The sequence below is a fragment of the Ammoniphilus sp. CFH 90114 genome (assembly GCF_004123195.1).
In the GTDB taxonomy this organism is placed as follows: Bacteria; Bacillota; Bacilli; order Aneurinibacillales; family RAOX-1; genus YIM-78166.
Genome location: NZ_SDLI01000004.1, coordinates 244,333 through 263,549, shown reverse-complemented (window position 1 = coordinate 263,549; position 19,217 = coordinate 244,333). Strand labels below are relative to the sequence as shown.

Annotated in this window: 20 protein-coding genes and 1 riboswitch; of the genes, 13 read left to right on the top strand and 7 right to left on the bottom strand. The window is 43.9% G+C overall.

Going from position 1 to position 19,217, the window contains the following annotated elements; genetic code table 11:
• The first annotated feature begins 68 nt into the window (after positions 1 to 68).
• Positions 69 to 1,898, top strand: a complete 1,830-nt coding sequence (locus tag EIZ39_RS11455; protein WP_129200102.1) for an SLC13 family permease — start codon at positions 69 to 71, stop codon at positions 1,896 to 1,898.
• Between the two features lie 26 nt (positions 1,899 to 1,924).
• Here EIZ39_RS11455 and EIZ39_RS11450 read toward each other — a convergent pair whose 3' ends face one another.
• Positions 1,925 to 2,827: a LysR family transcriptional regulator gene (locus EIZ39_RS11450; protein WP_129200101.1), complete on the bottom strand. Its 903-nt coding sequence runs from the start codon at positions 2,825 to 2,827 to the stop codon at positions 1,925 to 1,927.
• A gap of 176 nt (positions 2,828 to 3,003) precedes the next feature.
• Between EIZ39_RS11450 and EIZ39_RS11445 the strand changes: the two genes are divergently transcribed.
• The 5 genes from EIZ39_RS11445 (at position 3,004) to EIZ39_RS11425 (ending at position 9,881) form a co-directional block, all read left to right on the top strand.
• Complete coding sequence (locus EIZ39_RS11445; RefSeq protein WP_129200100.1) at positions 3,004 to 5,181, top strand: malate synthase G; 2,178 nt, start codon at positions 3,004 to 3,006, stop codon at positions 5,179 to 5,181.
• A 133-nt stretch (positions 5,182 to 5,314) separates the two neighbouring features.
• Positions 5,315 to 5,992, top strand: coding sequence for a futalosine hydrolase (locus EIZ39_RS11440; protein WP_129200099.1), 678 nt, complete (start codon positions 5,315 to 5,317; stop codon positions 5,990 to 5,992).
• Entirely contained in the window at positions 5,989 to 6,819 is an 831-nt protein-coding gene (locus EIZ39_RS11435) for a 1,4-dihydroxy-6-naphtoate synthase (protein ID WP_129200098.1), read from the top strand. Before EIZ39_RS11440 ends, EIZ39_RS11435 begins: the two co-directional genes overlap by 4 nt.
• Before the next feature lie 131 nt (positions 6,820 to 6,950).
• Positions 6,951 to 8,414 (top strand): cardiolipin synthase, encoded by a 1,464-nt coding sequence (cls, locus tag EIZ39_RS11430; protein WP_240675775.1) that lies wholly within the window; start codon positions 6,951 to 6,953, stop codon positions 8,412 to 8,414.
• Positions 8,415 to 8,492: 78 nt separating this feature from the next.
• A complete protein-coding gene (locus EIZ39_RS11425; protein ID WP_129200096.1) occupies positions 8,493 to 9,881 on the top strand; it encodes an L-cystine transporter in 1,389 nt (462 codons plus the stop codon).
• A 56-nt stretch (positions 9,882 to 9,937) separates the two neighbouring features.
• Here the strand turns inward: EIZ39_RS11425 and EIZ39_RS26600 are convergent, their stop codons facing one another.
• The 3 genes from EIZ39_RS26600 to EIZ39_RS11415 are packed head-to-tail and all read right to left on the bottom strand — an operon-like array spanning position 9,938 to position 11,527.
• The gene (locus EIZ39_RS26600) at positions 9,938 to 10,078 is read right to left on the bottom strand and encodes a protein-tyrosine phosphatase family protein (RefSeq protein WP_164985037.1); all 141 of its coding nucleotides are present in this window, start codon (positions 10,076 to 10,078) and stop codon (positions 9,938 to 9,940) included.
• 27 nt (positions 10,079 to 10,105) lie between these two features.
• Complete coding sequence (locus tag EIZ39_RS11420) at positions 10,106 to 10,360, bottom strand: hypothetical protein (protein WP_129200095.1); 255 nt, start codon at positions 10,358 to 10,360, stop codon at positions 10,106 to 10,108.
• Positions 10,361 to 10,405: 45 nt separating this feature from the next.
• Positions 10,406 to 11,527 (bottom strand): NAD(P)/FAD-dependent oxidoreductase, encoded by a 1,122-nt coding sequence (locus EIZ39_RS11415; RefSeq protein WP_129200094.1) that lies wholly within the window; start codon positions 11,525 to 11,527, stop codon positions 10,406 to 10,408.
• Between the two features lie 136 nt (positions 11,528 to 11,663).
• On the opposite strand from EIZ39_RS11415, the gene EIZ39_RS11410 reads away from it, so the two are divergent.
• The 3 genes from EIZ39_RS11410 (at position 11,664) to EIZ39_RS11400 (ending at position 14,034) form a co-directional block, all read left to right on the top strand.
• Positions 11,664 to 12,110, top strand: a complete 447-nt coding sequence (locus tag EIZ39_RS11410; protein WP_129200093.1) for a MarR family winged helix-turn-helix transcriptional regulator — start codon at positions 11,664 to 11,666, stop codon at positions 12,108 to 12,110.
• Positions 12,111 to 12,180: 70 nt separating this feature from the next.
• Positions 12,181 to 13,023 carry an MBL fold metallo-hydrolase gene (locus EIZ39_RS11405; RefSeq protein WP_129200092.1) on the top strand — a complete coding sequence of 281 codons (843 nt, stop codon included), beginning with the start codon at positions 12,181 to 12,183 and terminating at the stop codon, positions 13,021 to 13,023.
• Between the two features lie 546 nt (positions 13,024 to 13,569).
• Positions 13,570 to 14,034, top strand: coding sequence for a CBO0543 family protein (locus EIZ39_RS11400; protein ID WP_129200091.1), 465 nt, complete (start codon positions 13,570 to 13,572; stop codon positions 14,032 to 14,034).
• Between the two features lie 35 nt (positions 14,035 to 14,069).
• Here the strand turns inward: EIZ39_RS11400 and EIZ39_RS11395 are convergent, their stop codons facing one another.
• The 3 genes from EIZ39_RS11395 to EIZ39_RS11385 form a co-directional block, all read right to left on the bottom strand.
• A complete protein-coding gene (locus EIZ39_RS11395) occupies positions 14,070 to 14,261 on the bottom strand; it encodes a CDGSH iron-sulfur domain-containing protein (RefSeq protein WP_129200090.1) in 192 nt (63 codons plus the stop codon).
• A 47-nt stretch (positions 14,262 to 14,308) separates the two neighbouring features.
• On the bottom strand, positions 14,309 to 14,560 hold the full coding sequence (locus tag EIZ39_RS11390; RefSeq protein ID WP_129200089.1) for a DUF1450 domain-containing protein: 252 nt from the start codon (positions 14,558 to 14,560) through the stop codon (positions 14,309 to 14,311).
• Positions 14,561 to 14,987: 427 nt separating this feature from the next.
• Entirely contained in the window at positions 14,988 to 15,761 is a 774-nt protein-coding gene (locus EIZ39_RS11385) for an enoyl-CoA hydratase (RefSeq protein ID WP_129200088.1), read from the bottom strand.
• A 170-nt stretch (positions 15,762 to 15,931) separates the two neighbouring features.
• A riboswitch (SAM riboswitch) is annotated at positions 15,932 to 16,047 on the top strand.
• Between the two features lie 244 nt (positions 16,048 to 16,291).
• Here EIZ39_RS11385 and EIZ39_RS11380 point away from each other — a divergent pair.
• The 4 genes from EIZ39_RS11380 to EIZ39_RS11365 are packed head-to-tail and all read left to right on the top strand — an operon-like array spanning position 16,292 to position 19,216.
• Entirely contained in the window at positions 16,292 to 16,957 is a 666-nt protein-coding gene (locus EIZ39_RS11380; protein ID WP_255433922.1) for a CoA transferase subunit A, read from the top strand.
• Complete coding sequence (locus EIZ39_RS11375; RefSeq protein ID WP_129200086.1) at positions 16,947 to 17,606, top strand: 3-oxoacid CoA-transferase subunit B; 660 nt, start codon at positions 16,947 to 16,949, stop codon at positions 17,604 to 17,606. The genes EIZ39_RS11380 and EIZ39_RS11375 overlap by 11 nt, the downstream gene beginning before the upstream one ends.
• Positions 17,603 to 18,085, top strand: coding sequence for a TlpA family protein disulfide reductase (locus tag EIZ39_RS11370; protein ID WP_129200085.1), 483 nt, complete (start codon positions 17,603 to 17,605; stop codon positions 18,083 to 18,085). The genes EIZ39_RS11375 and EIZ39_RS11370 overlap by 4 nt, the downstream gene beginning before the upstream one ends.
• A gap of 21 nt (positions 18,086 to 18,106) precedes the next feature.
• Entirely contained in the window at positions 18,107 to 19,216 is a 1,110-nt protein-coding gene (locus EIZ39_RS11365) for an ABC transporter substrate-binding protein (protein WP_129200084.1), read from the top strand.
• Position 19,217: the final 1 nt, after the last annotated feature.

The following is a 19,217-nucleotide window of genomic DNA, read 5'->3' as shown; positions in this document are numbered from 1 at the left end:
AAGGGGAAATGGAGTAATATTCCAATGGGCATGATGTTAAATCAAGAGGGGAGATATACGATTCGTTTATGCCTTATCAGATGTGGGTTACTTTCTTTATTCTTATATTTACGACAGTCTTATTTGTATGGGGGCGGTGGAGGGCTGATCTCGTTGCTGTTGCTTCCTTGTTATGCTTGTTGTTAGCTGGGATTATTGATGTTAAGGAAGCGTTAGCAGGTTTTTCTGATTCGGTTGTGATTATGATCGCAGCGTTATTTATTGTAGGTGGGGGGATATTTCGGACGGGTCTAGCTAAGATGATGGGGAACTCACTTCTAAGGCTTGCCGGAAACAATGAAGCGCAGTTATTGACCGTTATTATGGTTACGGTGGCGATCTTTAGTGGCTTCATGAGCAATACAGGAACAGTAGCCGTCTTGCTTCCGGTGATTGTCAGTCTCTCTGTGAATTTAAATATCCATCCCTCACGTTTTCTTATTCCTTTGTCATTCGCTAGCAGCTTGGGAGGAGTTCTGACTCTTATTGGAACGCCACCGAATCTTGTGGTTAGCCAAGTGTTGGTAAAGTACGGGTTAGAACCCTTTTCGTTTTTTGATTTTACTCCCATGGGAATTGTAATCCTAGTCTGCGGGTTACTTTTCATGGTTTTTATCGGTCGTTCACTGTTGCCACAGACCACGATAGCAGACTACCAACAAAAGAGAACGGGTTTCCCTGACTCTCTCAATCTGGCTAACCTTTATCAGCTGTCGGATCAAGTTTATCCGATCCGTGTAGGTCGAGATTCTAACATCGTAGGAAAGAGACTGTTGGAGTTAAAGTTTCCTGCAACTTTTGGCATCTATGTTTTACATATCGAGCGAAAAGGTAAACACATCCTCGCTGGACCAGAAACTATGATTGCTGAGAACGACATTCTTTTTGTCCAAGGTGCACGGATCGACATGCAGAAGCTCATCAATCACTACGGACTTTTCTTATTATCGGACCGAATGTCAAAATCAGAAAAAGTATTTAATCGTAAGGGCATTGGCATCGTAGAGGTATTGTTGACGCCTCATTCCAGTCTATTGAATCAAACGATCCTTGATACGCGTTTTCGTGAACGCTTCAAAGTCCACGTCCTGGGATTAAATCGGCGAGGGGAAATGTTGTTAAAGGATTTTACGAAGGAAAAGCTCAAATTCGGGGATGCCCTGCTTGTGGAAGGAAGTTGGGAAGACATTGAACTGCTTGCTCAGGAAGCAAAAGACGTAGTGGTTGTAGGTCAGCCGAAGGAGGAAGCAAGTAAAGCGGCTACGAATGGAAAAGCACCGGTGGCAGCCTTGATTATGGTAGCCATGTTGGTAACGATGACGCTTGAGATTCTTCCAGCGGTAACGACGATTCTAGTTGCTGCTTTTCTCATGGTCTTAACTGGGTGTTTGCGCAATCTTGAGGAGGCATACAGCAGTATTAACTGGGAGAGTGTCGTCTTAATAGCAGCGATGCTGCCTATGGCAACAGCTTTAGAAAAAACAGGGGGAGTCACGTTCATTTCAGAACGACTTGTACAAAACCTGGGAGTTTACGGACCCATTGCAGTACTCGCTGGAATCTATTTCTTAACGAATATCTTCAGTCAGTTCATTAGTAATACAGCAACCGCTGTATTGTTTGCCCCGATTGCTATAACGGCAGCAACCAATATGGGAGTAAGTCCCTATCCTTTACTTATGACGGTTTCTATCGCTGCAAGCATGGCTTTTGCCACACCTGTAGCTTCACCCACGAATGCCCTGGTGATGACGGCTGGTGGCTATAAGTTTATAGATTTTGTAAAGGTTGGATTGCCGCTCCAGGTGATGATCGGGATCATTACCTTAATCGTATTACCGTTACTGTTTCCGTTTTAGACTTAAGAAGGATACAACCATTCATCCTAGGATGAGGCTGTATCCTTTTTGATTTCTTCTCTGGCGATGGTGATAAATTCCCTTACACTGAACGGGAGGTATTTATTTTTCTTCCACACCAAACCTAGTTCAAGGTTAATATCAGCCTGGTCTAGAGAAACGGCATGAATAGTTGGATGATTCATATTACGGCAGATTCTACTAGGCAACAACGCCACTCCCAATTTTGCTTCTACAAGTTCGATCATAAAATCCTTCTGAGAGCTCTCACAAACGATATGAGGATAGAAGTCATGTTTTGAACATTGCTCGATAATTCGGTCATGCAGCGAAAAGTCTTTGCGGTAAAGAATAAAGGGTTCTTTCTCTAGCTCTCGTAAATTAACACTTGGTTTTGAAGCAAGCGGATGGTCCTGATGTACAATCAACATCAAGGGGTCTTTTGATAGTTTGATAACTTCAAATTGTTCACTATGTACAGGCAAACTACAGATTAATCCAATATCTAGTGAACCTTCCTCGACTCCCTGTTTAATTAGCTTGGTACCCACTTCAGTCAACGTAATCGTAATCAAGGGATAAGCCTCTTTAAACTGACTAATTAATTTAGAGAAGAAAGCCGCCCCCATAATTGGAGGAATCCCTATTCTAATCTCACCTTTCTTATACTCCATGAGGTCGCTTAGCTCAGAAGTTAGATTGTTAAAGGCATCGAGGACATTCTTGGCATTAACCAGTACAGCCTTTCCTGCATCGGTGAGTTCAAGTTGCTTCGAAGAACGATAGAACAAAGGAACCCCTAGTTCCTCCTCAATGGTCTTGATCGCTTTACTAATCGAAGGTTGGGAAACATGCAGTGTTGACGCTGCTTTTGTAAAACTCAAGTGTTTGGCAACCTCTGAAAAATACTCTAAATGACGAATATCCATCTATCCACCCTCTTTATAACTTAAATGCATAATGTACATTCAAAATATATATTATTTGTTATGGTCCTTCTTATTATATAATAGAAACAAAGAAGATGGGATGTATCTATGACAGCCAAAAAAATCCTTAAAGGATTGAAGGAGGCTAGTCATATGAATATAAGGAGGAAAGACATATGAGAGATTATATTCAAGTAGGCCAGCTTCAGGTTGCTTCTGTACTATATCAATTTTTGAATACGGAAGCTCTTCCTGGAACCGGGGTCACTAGCGAGCAGTTTTGGTCTGGTCTTGATGCCTTAATTCATGACTTAGCACCTAAGAATAAAGCATTGCTAGCCAAACGAGATGAGCTTCACGAAGCCATCCATCAATGGCATAAGGATAATAAAGACTTTGATTTTGCGAAGTACAAAGCTTTTTTACAAGAGATTGGTTACTTAGAGCCAGATGTTGAAGACTTCGAAGTATCTACCGCTGGGGTAGACAAGGAAATCACGATGCAGGCAGGTCCCCAATTGGTTGTACCGATTAATAATGCCCGATATGCCTTGAATGCGGCCAATGCACGTTGGGGTAGCTTGTATGATGCCTTGTACGGAACCGACGCCATTGACGAGGAAGAGGGAGCCGAGCGACAAGCCACGTATAATCCGGTTCGCGGTCAGAGGGTCATTTCTTTTGCTAAGGATTTTCTAGATCAAGCGATTCCTTTAGCTACATCATCTCACCGGGAAGTGGTGGGATACAGTCTCGTTGACGGGAAGTTATCCGCTGCCCTAACGAATGGAGAAGCGACAACATTGGCTGATGCAACGAAACTTGTAGGTTTCGAGGGACAGCCAGAATCTCCTTCTGCTCTACTGTTAATTAATAACGGACTTCATTTTGAGATTCAAGTGGATCGTCATCACCCCATTGGTCAATCCGATCAAGCTGGTGTGAAGGACATTCTCATGGAAGCGGCTCTAACGACGATCATGGACTGTGAGGATTCCGTAACGGCCGTAGATGCAGAGGATAAGGTGCTGGTCTATCGAAACTGGCTGGGGCTCATGAAGGGGACATTAACTGCCACTTTTGCGAAAGGAACGAAGACGGTAGAGAGAACGTTAAATCCTGATCGAACTTACCGATCCCTTCGTGGAGAGGAGTTCACTCTGCCAGGTCGTTCCCTGTTATTTATTCGTAACGTAGGGCATCTGATGACTATCGGTGCTATTCTTGATAAAGAAGGCCAAGAGGTACCTGAAGGAATACTTGATACCGTGATCACCAGCTTGATTGCGAAGCATGATTTACTTGGTAATAGTTCATTTCATAATTCTAACACAGGGTCTGTTTATATCGTAAAGCCGAAGATGCATGGATCTGCTGAAGTGGCTTTCGCAAACGTTTTGTTTAACCGTGTGGAAGACCTGTTAGGGCTTGCGCGTCATACATTGAAGATTGGGGTAATGGACGAAGAGCGTCGTACTTCATTGAATCTTAAGGCTTGCATACGCGAAGTAAAGGAACGTATTGTCTTTATTAATACCGGCTTCCTGGATCGAACTGGAGATGAGATGCATACCTCGATGGAAGCGGGACCGATGATTCGTAAAAACGATATGAAATCCTCCACTTGGTTGCAGGCTTATGAGAAATCGAATGTAAATGTTGGTCTTGCTAGTGGACTACAGGGTCGCGCCCAGATTGGAAAAGGAATGTGGGCCATGCCAGACTTGATGAAGGAAATGTTGAAACAAAAAATCGGACACCTGCAAGCAGGGGGGAACACAGCATGGGTGCCATCTCCTACTGCAGCTACCTTGCACGCCCTTCACTATCATCAGTTGGATGTACGTGAGGTGCAAAATAAGTTGAAAGAATCCATTTGTGATTTACGAGGGGAGATCATGGAAATCCCGGTTGTTAAGAATCCTGAGTGGAGTCCAGAAGAAATCGCACAAGAGCTAAATAATAATGCACAAGGTATTCTTGGCTATGTGGTCCGTTGGGTAGAACAAGGCATTGGATGTTCTAAGGTACCTGATATTAATAACGTAGGACTGATGGAGGATCGAGCCACTCTGAGGATTTCTAGTCAACATATGGCCAACTGGCTGCACCATGGAATTTGTTCTAAGGAACAGATTTTAGAGACGATGCAGCGTATGGCGAGAGTGGTAGATGAACAAAACGCTGGAGACCCTGCTTACAGGCCGATGGCGGAGAACTTTGACGATTCGGTAGCGTTCCAAGCGGCCCTCGAACTTGTGTTTAAGGGATATGAGCAGCCTAGTGGTTACACCGAACCGATCTTACATCGTCGACGTATTGAATTTAAAGCAAAGATGGCTCAGAATGCCTAAGTTTAGAATAAGTCACTCTCAAGAGTGGCTTGTTTGTTTTTCAGCGAGCTTGTACGTTTCACATCGAAAGCTTAACATGGTACAATCCGGGAAGGGTATAACTATTGCACAGGAAAACAGAGGAGAAAAAGGAATGAATTCGGATGTAGTGGTAGAAACCAGGAAAACGAACCGGACGCTCGTGATGACGGCTGTGTCGGCAGAACGAGAAGCGGTGATGAGAGGACTCCAGGGCAATGAAAGCTTTGATGTCGAGCTTGCCGGTGTGGGACCTATTGCAGCCGCTGCGAATACAGCACGACTGCTAGCGAGAAAGAGCTATGATCTCGTTATAAGTGCGGGAATAGGCGGAGGTTTTCCTAAAGAAATAGAGGATGGGGGCCTTGTGGTGTCAAAGGAGATCATTGGAGCCGATCTAGGGGCGCAAACCCCAGAGGGCTTCTTGAGTCTAGACGAGCTAGGGTTCGGTTTTACTCGTGTTCCTATAGATGAAAGTTTAGCGGTTCGGGTGATTGAGGCGCTGAACCGAGCAGGTTTACCCGCTAAGCTTGGTCCAGTCCTTACGGTTTCGACTGCAACGGGTACGGCAGAGACAGCTATGGAGCTGGCTAAACGAGTTCCTGGTGCGGTGGCGGAAGCCATGGAGGGATTTGGGGTAGCTACGGCCGCTCAGATGTACTCTATCCCTGTACTGGAGATTCGCACGATTTCCAATCAAGTAGGACCAAGAGACCGAGCGGCATGGCGTATAAAGGAAGCGTTACAGACATTAGAATCAGCTAGTTCAGTACTTTCGGAGGTGTTTACATGAGAATTGCTTATTCCCCTTGTCCAAACGACACATTTGTTTTTCACGCCTGGGCACACGGATTAATACCAGGTGCCCCAAAACTTGATGTCACGTATGCGGATATTGATATTACCAATCGGTTAGCTACGGAAGCAGGCGCACCTAATATCTTGAAAATTTCTTATGCTGCCTTGCCATGGGTGTTGACAGATTACGCTTTACTTCCATGCGGGGGAGCCTTGGGCAGAGGATGCGGCCCACTCGTGCTAACTTCCAGCGAGACGAATGACCCATCCGTCCTGTCCGGACAACGTGTGGCTGTGCCAAGTGAGCGTTCGACCGCCTACTTATTATTCCGTTTATGGGCAGCAAGACATGTGCCTGGGGGCGTTGGCGAGATCGTAGTTTTACCGTTCCACGAAATCATGCCAGCTGTCCGCGATGGGAAGGTGGATGCGGGACTGGTCATTCATGAAGCTCGTTTTACCTATCCTACTTATGGACTTACAATGTTAGCTGATTTAGGACAATGGTGGGAGACCGACACGGAATTACCCATTCCATTAGGTGCGATTATCGCCCATCGCTCTCTTGACCATACAGCCATTGCGAACTGGATTCGTCAGTCGGTGGAATATGCGTGGGCGCATCCTGAGGCCTCTAGAGAATATGTGTTATGTCATGCTCAAGAATTGTCCCCACAAGTAGCACAAGCCCATATTGATCTTTACGTAAACGAATATACAGCGAATCTTGGGGAAAAAGGATATGAGGCAGTCTCTACGCTACTTTATCGTGCTTCCGAAGAAGGACTTGTTCCGATGGTGGACTTAGCGAAACTGCGTTAGTTAGAAGTTCAATGGATGGAGTCTTCTTGGAGAGGACTCCTTTTTTCATATGTAAAAAGCTCTTATGTATAAAAGGTAGGAGACTCATATAAACTAAGTGAACTTTTCCAATGTAAATGGGGGGATATGTCATGGAAGCCATACCATTCCTATCGGAACATTTCGCTTTATTTTTGGTTATCCCGTTCATTAATTTTCTGCTCGCTATAGGGATCATATTTCTGGAGCGAAAAAGTATAAGCTCAACATGGGTATGGTTGATGTTGCTTCTCCTAATTCCAATTTTGGGGTTCGTTCTGTACTTGTTTTTTGGAAGAAACATGGCGCGTAAAAAGGTGTACAAGCTCAATAATCAATGTATGAAGGAGCTTCATAAAAAGATTCAGCAGCAAGCGGAAGAAATCAATCAGGGACTTCTGAAACAGTCCGAAATCTTGAGTAAGTACGATGCTCTTATTTATATGAATTTAGTAAGCGGTGAATCGGTATTGACCCTTGACAATGAAGTGACGGTTTACACCACTGGTGAGGAAAAGTTTTATGCCCTTTTTGAGCAAATCAAACAGGCAAATCACCATGTTCATTTACTCTATTATTTATTCCGCGATGATGACTTGGGTCGTAAGGTGCTAGAGGTCCTAACCGAGAAGGCTCAAGAAGGGATTGAGGTTAGGGTGATGTATGATCATGTTGGTTCTAAAGGGTTATCTCTACATTTTTTTGAACCTTTAATTCGTGCAGGAGGAAAAGTGATCCCTTTCTTTCCTTCTAAGATCCCCTACCTCAACCATCGGATTAACTATCGCAACCATAGGAAAATCGCGATAGTGGATGGGATAGTAGGTTTTGTTGGGGGATACAACATAGGAGATGAGTACTTAGGACTTAATCCTAAAATAGGAGCTTGGCGAGATACCCATATCAAAGTGACAGGAAGTTCGGTAGGATGGCTGCAAGCTCAATTTTTACTAGATTGGAATGTCGCGTCAAAGGATCTCATGACTTTCCAACCGGAATTTTTTCCGGAGGTTAGATCATCTACAGGCAACACCCCGATACAAATGGTTTCTAGCGGTCCACACTCCGAACGAGAAGAATTAAAGAACGCCCACTTAAAACTTTTTTATGAGGCGAAACGGAGTATTTTTATCCAAACCCCTTACTTCGTCCCTGATGAAAGTGTATTACATGCCTTGCGAATTGCAGCATTTTCGGGCATTGATGTTCGGATCATGGTACCAAAGAAACCGGATTCGTGGTTCGTTGAATGGGCAGCTCATGCTTATATAGGTGAGTTGTTACAAGCGGGAGCAAAATTTTATCTATATGAAAAAGGATTTCTTCACGCCAAGACTGTAGTGGTGGACGGGGAAGTGGCATGTGTAGGAACCACGAACATGGATAATCGAAGTTTTAAACTAAATTTTGAGATCAGCGCTTTTCTTTACGATAAGAATTTGGGCAGACAGTTGTATGAGATTTTTCAACAGGATGCCGGACACACAACACAGTTGACTTTCGAGGATTATCAACAACGCGGATGGTCAGCTAAAATGAAAGAAACGTTGGCCAGACTTCTCGCTCCTCTTCTATAATTCCTTAAATTCCGACTTGACAAATCGGAATGCCGATTTTATACTCAGGGATGTGAAATAGGAAAGAGGAGGGAAAATATGGATACATTTTTAATCATTTTAAACATTGCTATTATGCTTTTCATTATTTTCGGTCTATATCAGATGCAGAAAAAACATGTATCCTTCTCAAAGCGTGTTTTTACAGGACTTGGAGTAGGAATCGTGTTTGGACTTATCTTGCAATATGTGTATGGTCCAACATCTGATGTGGTCAAAGGATCGGTGGATTGGTTTAATCTAGTCGGTACGGGTTATATTCGTTTCTTGCAGATGATTGTTATGCCCCTTATTTTTGTTTCAATTATCGGAGCCTTTACTAAACTAAAGTTATCCAATAATCTAAGGAAAATTAGTACCCTTATTCTCACGATCTTGGTGGGGACCACTGCTGTAGCAGCGGCTGTAGGGATAGGAACGACTGTTGTTTTTAACTTAGAGGCTGTACAAATTGAGAGTGGGGAGGCGGAAAAGGCACGTGGAGAATCTCTTGAACAACGGTTCAGCAGCATGCAAGGGCAAACCCTGCCTAAGCAAATTATAGAGCTATTACCAGCCAACCCATTCCTTGACTTCACGGGTCAACGATCTACTTCTACCATAGCGGTTGTTATTTTTGCTGCATTCTTAGGGTTTGCTTATCTTGGAGTAAGAAAAAAGCAGCCTGAGCAAGCGGAGATGTTTGCCAAAATGATTGATACGCTTTATGCTATCGTGATGCGTGTCGTAACGATTATTTTGCGTCTAACCCCTTACGGTGTGTTAGCGATTATGACCCGAACTGTAGCGACGAGCGATTTAAATGCTATATATAACTTGGGTAAATTTGTTGTAGCTTCCTACGTTGCCTTAGGAATCATGTTTATTATTCATTTGCTACTCCTTTTAGGTGCAGGATTAAATCCAGTTACTTATGTGAAAAAAGCTTTTCCGGTATTAGCTTTTGCTTTTACGTCACGTACAAGTGCAGGCGCCTTGCCTCTTAATATTGCTACTCAGAAGCAATTGGGTGTACCAGACGGGATAGCCAATTTTGCGGGATCCTTTGGTTTATCGATTGGACAGAATGGATGTGCAGGTATATATCCAGCCATGCTTGCTGTGATGATCGCTCCTACAGTAGGGATAAATCCCTTGGAGCCTTCCTTCTTGTTCATGCTTATCGTGGTTGTAGCCATTAGTTCCTTCGGCGTAGCTGGGGTTGGGGGAGGAGCTACCTTCGCAGCGATCCTAGTTTTATCTGCAATGGATTTACCAATCGCACTTGCAGGTCTACTCATCTCAGTTGAGCCGTTGATTGATATGGGACGTACTGCGGTTAATGTAAGCGGAAGTATGACGGCTGGTATACTTACGAGTAAGGTGACCCAAGAAATAGACAAGGATATGTACCAAAATCCGGATCTTCGTATGGAGATTCAAGCTTAAGTAATAGTAAAAGACCGAACTTCAAGCCATATGGCTATGTTCGGTCTTTTGGTTTATTACGCAAATGGGAACAAGGTCTTTAGATCTTGTTTGAATTCGGGTGATAATTTCACTTGGGGACGGATTTCCCTCATCATTGATTCTGCCTCGTCAATGGTTTTAGCCTTATCTAAGGCTAGCAAAACACCTACTGCCACGCTTCCAGCGCGGCCACCGCCGCCTTTTCAGTGAAGCACGGCTCTCTCGCCCTTTTGGTAGGCTTGTACGAGTTGCTCAATTGCTTCTTTCAATAAGATGGCTTGGTTAGATTTTGCACTGTCTAAAGGGACATTGATCCAAGTCTCTTTACCTGAACCTGCGCTATTCTTTGCCTCAGCTCTTACATCAACAATGAGCGTAAGTTTTTCTTCCGAAACAACGGAGGGTACGACATCCTCCCCGCATATAAATAACCCCTCAAGAAATGATTGATAGTCCAATTGTAGATCCTCCTTTCATGTCTTCCATGTATATCATACCTTGAATTAATCGCTTATGGCACCGGTTATATCATATAAACTTATATCAATATCGGTCGGTAAATCGAGAGCAAGTTTGGCTAGTTGAGAACCAAGATAGGGACCCATCGTTAAACCAGATGCTCCGAGGCCGTTAGCCAAGAGAATCCCTTCGAAGCCCGGAAGTGCGCCTATGACAGGGAGAAAACCGGGGGTATAGGGACGAAAGCCTACTCTAACTTCAAGAAAAGTGCCTTGGGCTAATCCCGGCGCGGTGTCTAAAGCTTTAGTGAGAACCTCATGGATTCCACCTGCTGTAGCTTTGGTATCAAACCCTTCAATGTCATTTTCATGTGTAGCTCCAACAACGATTCTCTGGTCCTCAAAGGCTAGGAGGTATTGGTCTGTAGGAGGCATGATCACGGGCCATTGCTCGGTGTTTGCTTGATGCAGATCTAAATGAACAATCTGAGCCTTTTGGTAAGTAATCTTGAAGTGAACACCAAGCGGCTCAAGCAGTTGGCCAGCCCAGGCTCCAGTACAAGCGATGACCGTGTCAGCGAAGTGGGATTCTCCGGCGACTTCGGCACCTGTCACTCGTGAGTCTTGATGTAGCAGACTCGCATCCCCGTACAAGAGTTGGGCACCGTTTTTTTGTGCTGCTCGCAGAAGAGCATCTCGGAGTGCTCGTCCATCTACACGAGCTGCCCCCTCTACATGCACAGAGGAAAAGTCTTCTGTGAGGGGAGGGAATAAAGCTTTAGTCTGCTTAGCATCCATCAAGGTGATCTCACCCATCTCGGGAGCTTCCTCTTTACGCTTTAGTGCTCGTTCTTGCAATTTGATTAGCTTCTCAGAATCTCTATGTAAACTTAACGCACCTACCCCAGCATATCCTGTTTGACTTTCACCGTCTTTTCTAAGCTCTTCTATGAGTCTGGGATAGAAGCGAGCGCCCTCCTTGACCAGCTTATACCAAGCCTTGTTCCGACGCTGAGAAATCCAAGGACAGATAATGCCTGCAGCAGCGTCGGTGGCTTGTCCTCTATCTTTTCGATCAATAATGGTTACATCAGCTCCTCGTTTTGCAAGCTGATAGGCCGTAGAGGCACCAAGGATTCCAGCGCCGATGATTAAAATCTTCTTCATATCGAAAGCTTCCTTTTCTAATCCTACTCATTTTAATCCATTATATCGTATAGTTGCACGGGAAAGCCAAGTGGTTTTGTTTAAGTTTGTTGCATACTGCAACTAACGGTGTTATAAATGATATGAGGTGAGCGTTTTGGAGAATATACGTCCATTATTTCAATTAATGACTCGTCGTTTCGGATTACTAAATAAGAACTGTTGTACAGTAGGTGGTGTAGAACTGTCTATTGTCCATAGTCATATCCTTTATGAAATAGATCGGCAAAAGGCCCCGTCGATGCAACAAGTAGCTGAAACACTTGGGATTGATATTACTACATTTAGCCGACAGATTCAAAATCTGATGAAGATGGGGCTGGTGAGAAAGGACCCATTGCCTGAGGACCGGCGAGTTTATATCCTTTCCTTAACAACAGAAGGGAAATTCATAGCTGCTACCATTGATGCAGAAATGAATGCTTATTTGCATGAGGTGTTTTCCCATATCGATGAGATGGAAAGAGAGAGCGTGATCCGGTCGATAAAGCTTCTAAACGAAGCGATGTCCAAGTCGTCGGTATGCTGTCAACCATTAAGGTAAGTACATAACCCTTCCTATTCGTGACACACTAGTAGGTATATTTATCAATATACAAGAGAGGTGTGTCAAAATGGAAAAAGAAATGTCTTACGGGACGGACTATCACTATATTCCTGCAACATCTGTCGCGAGTGGACTAGGAATCGAAGTGTTGCCAGATATATATTGTCATACGATTCAGATTGTCAATATTTGTCTCGTTGGGAACCCGAATGAAGGAGATTTTGTTTTGGTTGATGCAGGAATGCCAGATTCAGCTCATGAAATTATGGCTGTTGTGGAGGAGCGCTATGGGGAGGGGAAACGTCCGAGCGCCATTATTTTAACTCATGGTCATTTCGACCATGTAGGCGCCATCATTGAATTAATTGATTACTGGAAAGTACCTGTTTACGCTCATCCATTAGAGATTCCTTTCTTAACTGGACAAAAGAGCTACCCAGAACCCGACTCTACAGTGGAAGGCGGAATGATCGCCAAGATTTCACCCTTTTTCCCTAATGAGCCTATCAACTTAGGTGAGCATGTTCATGAGCTTCCTTCCACAGGGACAGTTCCACATATGCCCGGTTGGCGCTGGATTCCAACTCCTGGACATACACCAGGACATGTCTCGTTCTTCAGAGAAGAAGACAGATCGCTTATTGTGGGAGATGCTTTTGTAACAGTGAAACAGGATTCTCTATATAAAGTCCTAACCCAAGAGCTAGAGATTAGTGGACCTCCGAGGTATCTAACGACTGATTGGCATTCGGCTTACGAATCGGTTCGCACCTTACAAGGCTTAAGACCATCTGTTGCCATTACCGGTCATGGAATGCCGATGGAAGGGGACTTATTGTCAGAAAGCTTGGATAAGCTAGTCAATGAGTTTGATCAAATTGCTATTCCAGATTACGGACGGTTTATTTAGGAAGGTGAAGGTTGAGGGTGTCACATAAGGTTGGATAGTACCGGGTTGTGGGTCAGGACAGGGTGAACAAACTCCGATTGACTCAGCGCTTGAATGGCACCCTGAAAACGGGGATGAGCTAATTTGAGGGTGTCAAAGAGCCGGAATGGTACCCTGAAAACAGGGATGAGCTGATTTGGGGTAATCAAAGAGCCGGAATGGTGCCCCGAAAACGGGGTTGACTCGATTTGGGGTAATCAAAGAGCCGGAATGGTGCCCCGAAAACGGGGTTGACTGGATTTGGGGTAATCAAAGAGTCGGAATGGTGCCCTGAAAACGGGGTTGACTGGATTTGGGGTAATCAAAGAGTCGGAATGATACCCTGAAAACGGAGCTGACTGGATTTGGGGTAATCAAAGAGTCGGAATGGTGCCCCGAAAACGGGGTTGACTGGATTTGGGGTAATCCAAACGTCAGACTGGCACCCTGAAAACGGTGTTGGGGTCATTCCAAGGCCCGAACAAAAAGGAACAGAATAATTCTAAAAAGACAGAGGATGTATCAGACATGTTAGAAGACTTCATCCTTATCTCTTCGGCTATCCTTGTTCTCATTGTTATTTGGAGAGGATTGGATTGGGCACAGTTTGCTCGTGCTTATCTACTTTTTTTCGGTGTAAGAGCTGTATTAAATACGATCATATCTAATTTCTTAGTTTCCTTAAACTATTTAGAATTCCCATACCGATTTCTACCTCACTTGACAGCTAATAACTTGATCTATGATGGGTTTCTACTTCCTGGGTTTACGTTACTTGTTCTTCATTATGCTATTCGTTTGAGGATGTTGTGGTGGGGGATGGGAGTGTATGTTGTGTTTTTGGTTGTTCAGGATTATTTTATAATGAAGCATACGGAGCTATTGGTTTTACATAAGTGGACATTATATCATACGGCGATTAGTGGAGCCTTAAATTATGGGGTTAATTTGTTTCTCTTCCGTTGGTTCATAAGGTGGGATAGGCGGAAGTAAAAGCGGAGGATCTCCGCTAAGGGTAATCCTCCTTCTTAAGCCCGTACAATACTTTCAAACTTTCCTTTATGAGCGCCATTACAGTAGGGCTTATTGTCTGAAAGTCCGCATCGACATAGAAAAACTTGTTCATTTGTCTCTAGTTGTTGGCCTTCCCCATCAAGTAGAGGAACTCCACTTACAACTAAGGGGCCATTATCCCTAATTTTTATTTCGGCCATGCTCATTCACCTCCATTTACCATGTTGGTCTATTATGGAGGTCTTTATTCCTACTAGGTAGTTGATGGGACGGTTTCTTTGCCTTCAATCCGTTCCTTAATCGTCTGTAGTAAAGACTCTACACTATCATCCATTATCATTTCACCATTTAAGAAAACATATGGATTTACTAAACAATCGCCACAATAATTTAAGCAACCTTGTTGCATAACCTTTATCTCAGAACTACTAGCATTTACCTCAAGGCCATTTGCTAATACAGGAGCCATCTCATTCCCGCTACAGTATTTAATTATAATCTCCACAATACCTCATCCTTTCTTAAGATAAGATCTTAAATTGACACTGTAGAAAATTATACTAATTCTAAAAAAGTTTACAAATATACCCTTTGAAGTGAACGGGCGGTAGAGCTTTTCTGTATTAAAGGGATGGAGTCCAGGAAGGCTTCTCACGGACATGGGGGATGTTATTTCGGTAAAAACCGTGATATTGGTGGGTGGAATGGACATAGCTTCCGTTATTTACGAGAAATTCATAGTTTCATCTTCGTTTTGGAGTGAATAAGGAATCCTATGTCCCATAGAACCTCAAAATTGGGTTTTTTAGCTGATTTAACGGATCGTATGTCCGCGAGGATTGGAGCACTCAAACGACCGCCCAACCAAAGAAGGACCTCAACCGCGTCAAGTGAAGCCCTCTCGGGTTAGTAATAGTAACGACTTATGCCTCTTATGCTCTGTCGCTCCAATTTGGTTTACGTTTAGATAGAAACGCATTAATTCCTTCTACGGCATCTGGATGTTGGCTGTTGGTTGCCATAATTTCTGATGCGTAACTTAGAGCTTGGAAATCATCCATTTGGAGCTGCTGATAGAATCCTCGCTTACCAATGGCAAGGGTATGTAAGCTATGTCTAGCAACCGATGCAGCAAGCTCGTCTACAGCCTTGTCCAATTCTTCTTGCGGTACAACCTTGTTCACCAAACCAGATTCTAAGGCGTCTTGGGCAGAGATAAAGTCACCCGTAAAGAGCATTTCCGCTGCTTTCTTTCTTCCTACGTTTCTACTGATGAAGACAGCAGGAGTGCTGCAGAAAAAGCCTATATGTACGCCAGGTGCGGCAAACTGAGCTTGTTCTGCGGAAACAGCTAAATCACAAGCAGCAACCAATTGACAACCAGCAGCGGTAGCAATCCCATGAACTTTAGCAATGGTAACTTGTGGAATGTTTCGAATCTTTAACATTAAGCGTTGGCACTCATTAAACAGGTGGAGAACGTCTTGAGTAGATTGGCCTTCTACTTCACGGAGGTTATGGCCAGAACTGAATACTTTGCCTTCTGCCTCTATAACCAAGACATTAACGGCTTGTTCTCTTTCAATTTGCTGAAGCAGTGCTTCCATTTCATGGATTAACGGCAAGGATAGGGCATTGCGTTGCTTGTCATTTCGTAGGGTAATGTAGCCTATTCTGTCCGCTGTACGATAAGATAAAAATTCCATTATGAGTACCTCCTCAGCTATTTTTGTATTTACTATCATAAAGCGTTAAGCCATTCCCTGACAAGAGAGTAATTCGTTGTATATGTTTTTATTCACTAAAGTGAGAAAAACTAGTTGACTAGTAGGTTTTAGAGTGTTAATGTAATAAACAACAAATACATATCCGAGAAATCTTATCCAGAGCGGTGGAGGGAACTGGCCCGATGATACCCGGCAACCATTTATTCTTTTGACAAGAATAGAAAGGTGCTAATTCCTTCAGGTAGTATAACCTGGCAGATAAGAGTGAAGCCGCAAGCGAAACTTCCTCTTTTCCGAGGAAGTTTTTTTTATACCAAAATGTGAAGCTTCGACTAAAAACTTGTTGAAACAACCTGAGTGATCAGATCACATCAACAACACTTTTAGACATTTAAATAATTGAAAATTTGGCGAAGTGCAATCATTTGATGGGTTTTTACACTTTTAAAACTGAGTATTTAGATAAGAGATATCGGTGTAGTTGCATATTGAGAGTAGGAGGAGTTCGAGTGAAACGTATAGTAAGTGCACAAGAGGCAGTGTCTCATATTCATGATGGGGCAACAGTGATGATCGCAGGATTTTTGAATGCTCCAGAAACTTTGATTGATGCTTTGGTGGACTCGAAGGTGAAGGATCTAACGATTATTAGCAATGACACTTGTTACGAGAATCAAGGGATTGGAAAATTAATTGCCAAGCGTCAGGTGAAGAAGGTGATCACCTGTCATATCGGGACGAATCCAGAAACTCAAAGGCAGATGTTGGCTGGGGAATTAGAGGTTCAGATTGTTCCGATGGGAACTTTGGTAGAACAAGTACGAGCGGGTGGAAGTGGGCTAGGCGGTTTTCTTACCCCAACTGGGGTGGGGACGATAGCAGCAGAGGGGAAGCAAGTGATTGAGGTCAACGGTAAAACGTACTTGTTAGAACTTCCGCTTCGAGCCGATGTGGCTCTTATCCAAGCGAGTATTGCAGACCGTTCTGGTAATCTATTTCACCGCAAGACGACGCGCAATTGGAGTCCTACGATGGCAATGGCTGCTGATCTGGTTATTGCACAGACGAATGAAATTGTAGATCTAGGTGACCTTGAGCCAGATATTGTCCATACACCCGGAATTTTCATTGATTACTTAGTTCAGAAAGAAAGGAGTGAAGCGCATGTCGGCTGATATTCGTTCTACGATTGCTCGAAGAGTGGCACAGGAATTAAGCGATGGGGACTTGGTGAACTTAGGCATCGGACTTCCTACTCTGGTAGCGAATTACATACCTAATAATATTGAAGTGCTTCTTCAATCTGAGAATGGCATGATTGGCATGGGGGCATCACCTGAGCCAGGAGAGGAAGATGAAGACTTATTCAATGCAGGGGGGAAACCCGTAACCGTACGGCAAGGTGGAGTATTCTTTGATACCTCGCTCTCCTTCTCTATTATTCGTGGGGGACATGTTGATGTCACGGTATTAGGTGCTCTGCAGGTGGATCAACACGGGAACCTAGCATCCTGGTGTATCCCAGGTGTGTTTACCCCAGGAATTGGTGGGTCAATGGATTTAGTCGTTGGTTCGAAGAGGGTAATTATAGCGATGGAGCATACGACGAAAGACGGGAAGTCTAAAATTCTGGAACAATGCACATTGCCTCTAACGGCACAAGGAAAGGTTAGTCTCATTGTAACGGAACTTGCTGTTTTTCAAGTTGACAGGGAAGGTTTGGTACTCGTTGAGTTACAGCCAGGATCAACGATCGAGGAAGTGACACAAAAAACGGCAGCTCCGTTTCGAGTCGCTGTGCAACATTTGGAAGTGAGTCGATGAAACCGTTGGTATTGATAATCTGCCTCTTACTTGGTGGCTGCAGTACGGCTGTCTCAGGTTCGGAGGCTCAACTAGCTCCGATTTTCCAACTCGGTTCCGTTGAAGGAGAAGAAATTTCTCTAGAAAACTATAAAGGAAAACCGGTAATTTTAAACTTCTGGACGACATGGTGTCCACCGTGCAAAGAGGAGATGCCGGTTTTACAAAGGATTCATGACCAATATAAGGATCAGCTTTCGATTGTTGGGGTAAATCTAACCTACCAAGATGACCGTAAAGAGGTTCGGAAGTTTCTCGAAGATCATCAGATTACCTATGACATTGGATTAGATAAGTTAGGAGAAATAACGAAGCTGTATCAAGTTCAAGCTTTGCCCACCCTTTTCCTGATTGATGGGAAGGGACAGATTGTCCGGCAATATACGGGAGCGCTAAGTGAGCAGCAATTGCTCGAAGAAATACAAGCATTATTAAAATAACGAGAGTAGGGAGAGAGAAAGATGAGAAAGAATTGGACGAAGAGAGTAGTAACGTTGGGGACAGCCGCAAGTTTATTGATTCTAGCAGGATGTAATTCGAGCACGGCTCCTGTAGCACAGCAACCATCCGCACAAGCGGAAGCTCAACCGGCAGAGGCGAGTGCTCAGACAACGGGTGAAACGTTCCGGATCGGTTATCTACCGGCAACGATTGATTTGTTATTCTTCGTAGCACAAGAAGAAGGATATTTTGCTGAAGAGGGTTTGAAAACGGAATTAATCGAATTCGGAAATTCAGGGGAAGGACTTAATGCGATTAAGGCTGGTAAATTAGACGTTGGAGCGTTTGGTACGGCAGCTCCTTTAAGCTTCATCGACAAAGGGGCGTCGGATATGACGATCATTGGAGGCGCTGGTGGAAAAGGGAACGGGATCATCGCCTTACCTGACCGTGCTTCGGAGTTTCAAGATATTCAAGGGTTTGTTGGAAAGAAAATCGCTACCGTAAAGCTGGCCAATGGGGATGCGGTTTGGAGAAAAGGTTTAGCAGATGCAGGAATCGACTGGAAGAACGATGTGGAGATCGTGGAATTAGATAAACCGGCTAGTGTGCTTCAAGCCGTAAAGAATAAAAGTGTAGACGCCGGTGTGGTTTGGGCTCCATTCATGGAAATGGCAGAGCAGCAAGGGCTAGAAGTAGTGTCGTATACAGATGAATATTTTGAAGGGCATCCATGCTGCCGTCAAGTGGCGCTTAACGACAACATTCTAAAGCGTAAAGGTGATTATGAAGCGTTTTTCCGTGCTTTAATTCGTGCAGAGAAGTTCTATCATGAAAATAAAGAAGAAACCATCGATATCGTTACTCGCTATGTCAAGGTAGACCGTGCGCTCATTGAAGCGGATGCCTATGGCGGAACCATGTTAATCTCTGCTGATCCTAATAAAAAGGGTGTAGAAGAATTCTGGGAAGGGATGAAGAAAATTGAGTACGTTCAATCCCAAGAGGGCATTGAAAACAATATCAACGTAGCACTATACGAAGAAGCTCTCAATGCCTTACTTAAGCAGTCCCCAGAAGATGCGTTTCTAAAGGAACTTGAACAAAAATTTAAGGAAGATAATTTGTAGG

Coding starts and splice junctions, on each gene's coding strand:
- EIZ39_RS11370 (WP_129200085.1), top strand. CDS start 17,603: ATGAAACCGTTGGTATTGATAATCTGCCTCTTACTTGGTGGCTGCAGT.
- EIZ39_RS11405 (WP_129200092.1), top strand. CDS start 12,181: ATGGAAAAAGAAATGTCTTACGGGACGGACTATCACTATATTCCTGCA.
- EIZ39_RS11395 (WP_129200090.1), bottom strand. CDS start 14,261: ATGAGCATGGCCGAAATAAAAATTAGGGATAATGGCCCCTTAGTTGTA.
- EIZ39_RS11415 (WP_129200094.1), bottom strand. CDS start 11,527: ATGAAGAAGATTTTAATCATCGGCGCTGGAATCCTTGGTGCCTCTACG.
- EIZ39_RS11435 (WP_129200098.1), top strand. CDS start 5,989: ATGAGAATTGCTTATTCCCCTTGTCCAAACGACACATTTGTTTTTCAC.
- EIZ39_RS11425 (WP_129200096.1), top strand. CDS start 8,493: ATGGATACATTTTTAATCATTTTAAACATTGCTATTATGCTTTTCATT.
- EIZ39_RS11445 (WP_129200100.1), top strand. CDS start 3,004: ATGAGAGATTATATTCAAGTAGGCCAGCTTCAGGTTGCTTCTGTACTA.
- EIZ39_RS11400 (WP_129200091.1), top strand. CDS start 13,570: ATGTTAGAAGACTTCATCCTTATCTCTTCGGCTATCCTTGTTCTCATT.
- EIZ39_RS11365 (WP_129200084.1), top strand. CDS start 18,107: ATGAGAAAGAATTGGACGAAGAGAGTAGTAACGTTGGGGACAGCCGCA.
- cls (WP_240675775.1), top strand. CDS start 6,951: ATGGAAGCCATACCATTCCTATCGGAACATTTCGCTTTATTTTTGGTT.
- EIZ39_RS11385 (WP_129200088.1), bottom strand. CDS start 15,761: ATGGAATTTTTATCTTATCGTACAGCGGACAGAATAGGCTACATTACC.
- EIZ39_RS11440 (WP_129200099.1), top strand. CDS start 5,315: ATGAATTCGGATGTAGTGGTAGAAACCAGGAAAACGAACCGGACGCTC.
- EIZ39_RS11450 (WP_129200101.1), bottom strand. CDS start 2,827: ATGGATATTCGTCATTTAGAGTATTTTTCAGAGGTTGCCAAACACTTG.
- EIZ39_RS11455 (WP_129200102.1), top strand. CDS start 69: ATGCCTTATCAGATGTGGGTTACTTTCTTTATTCTTATATTTACGACA.
- EIZ39_RS11375 (WP_129200086.1), top strand. CDS start 16,947: ATGTCGGCTGATATTCGTTCTACGATTGCTCGAAGAGTGGCACAGGAA.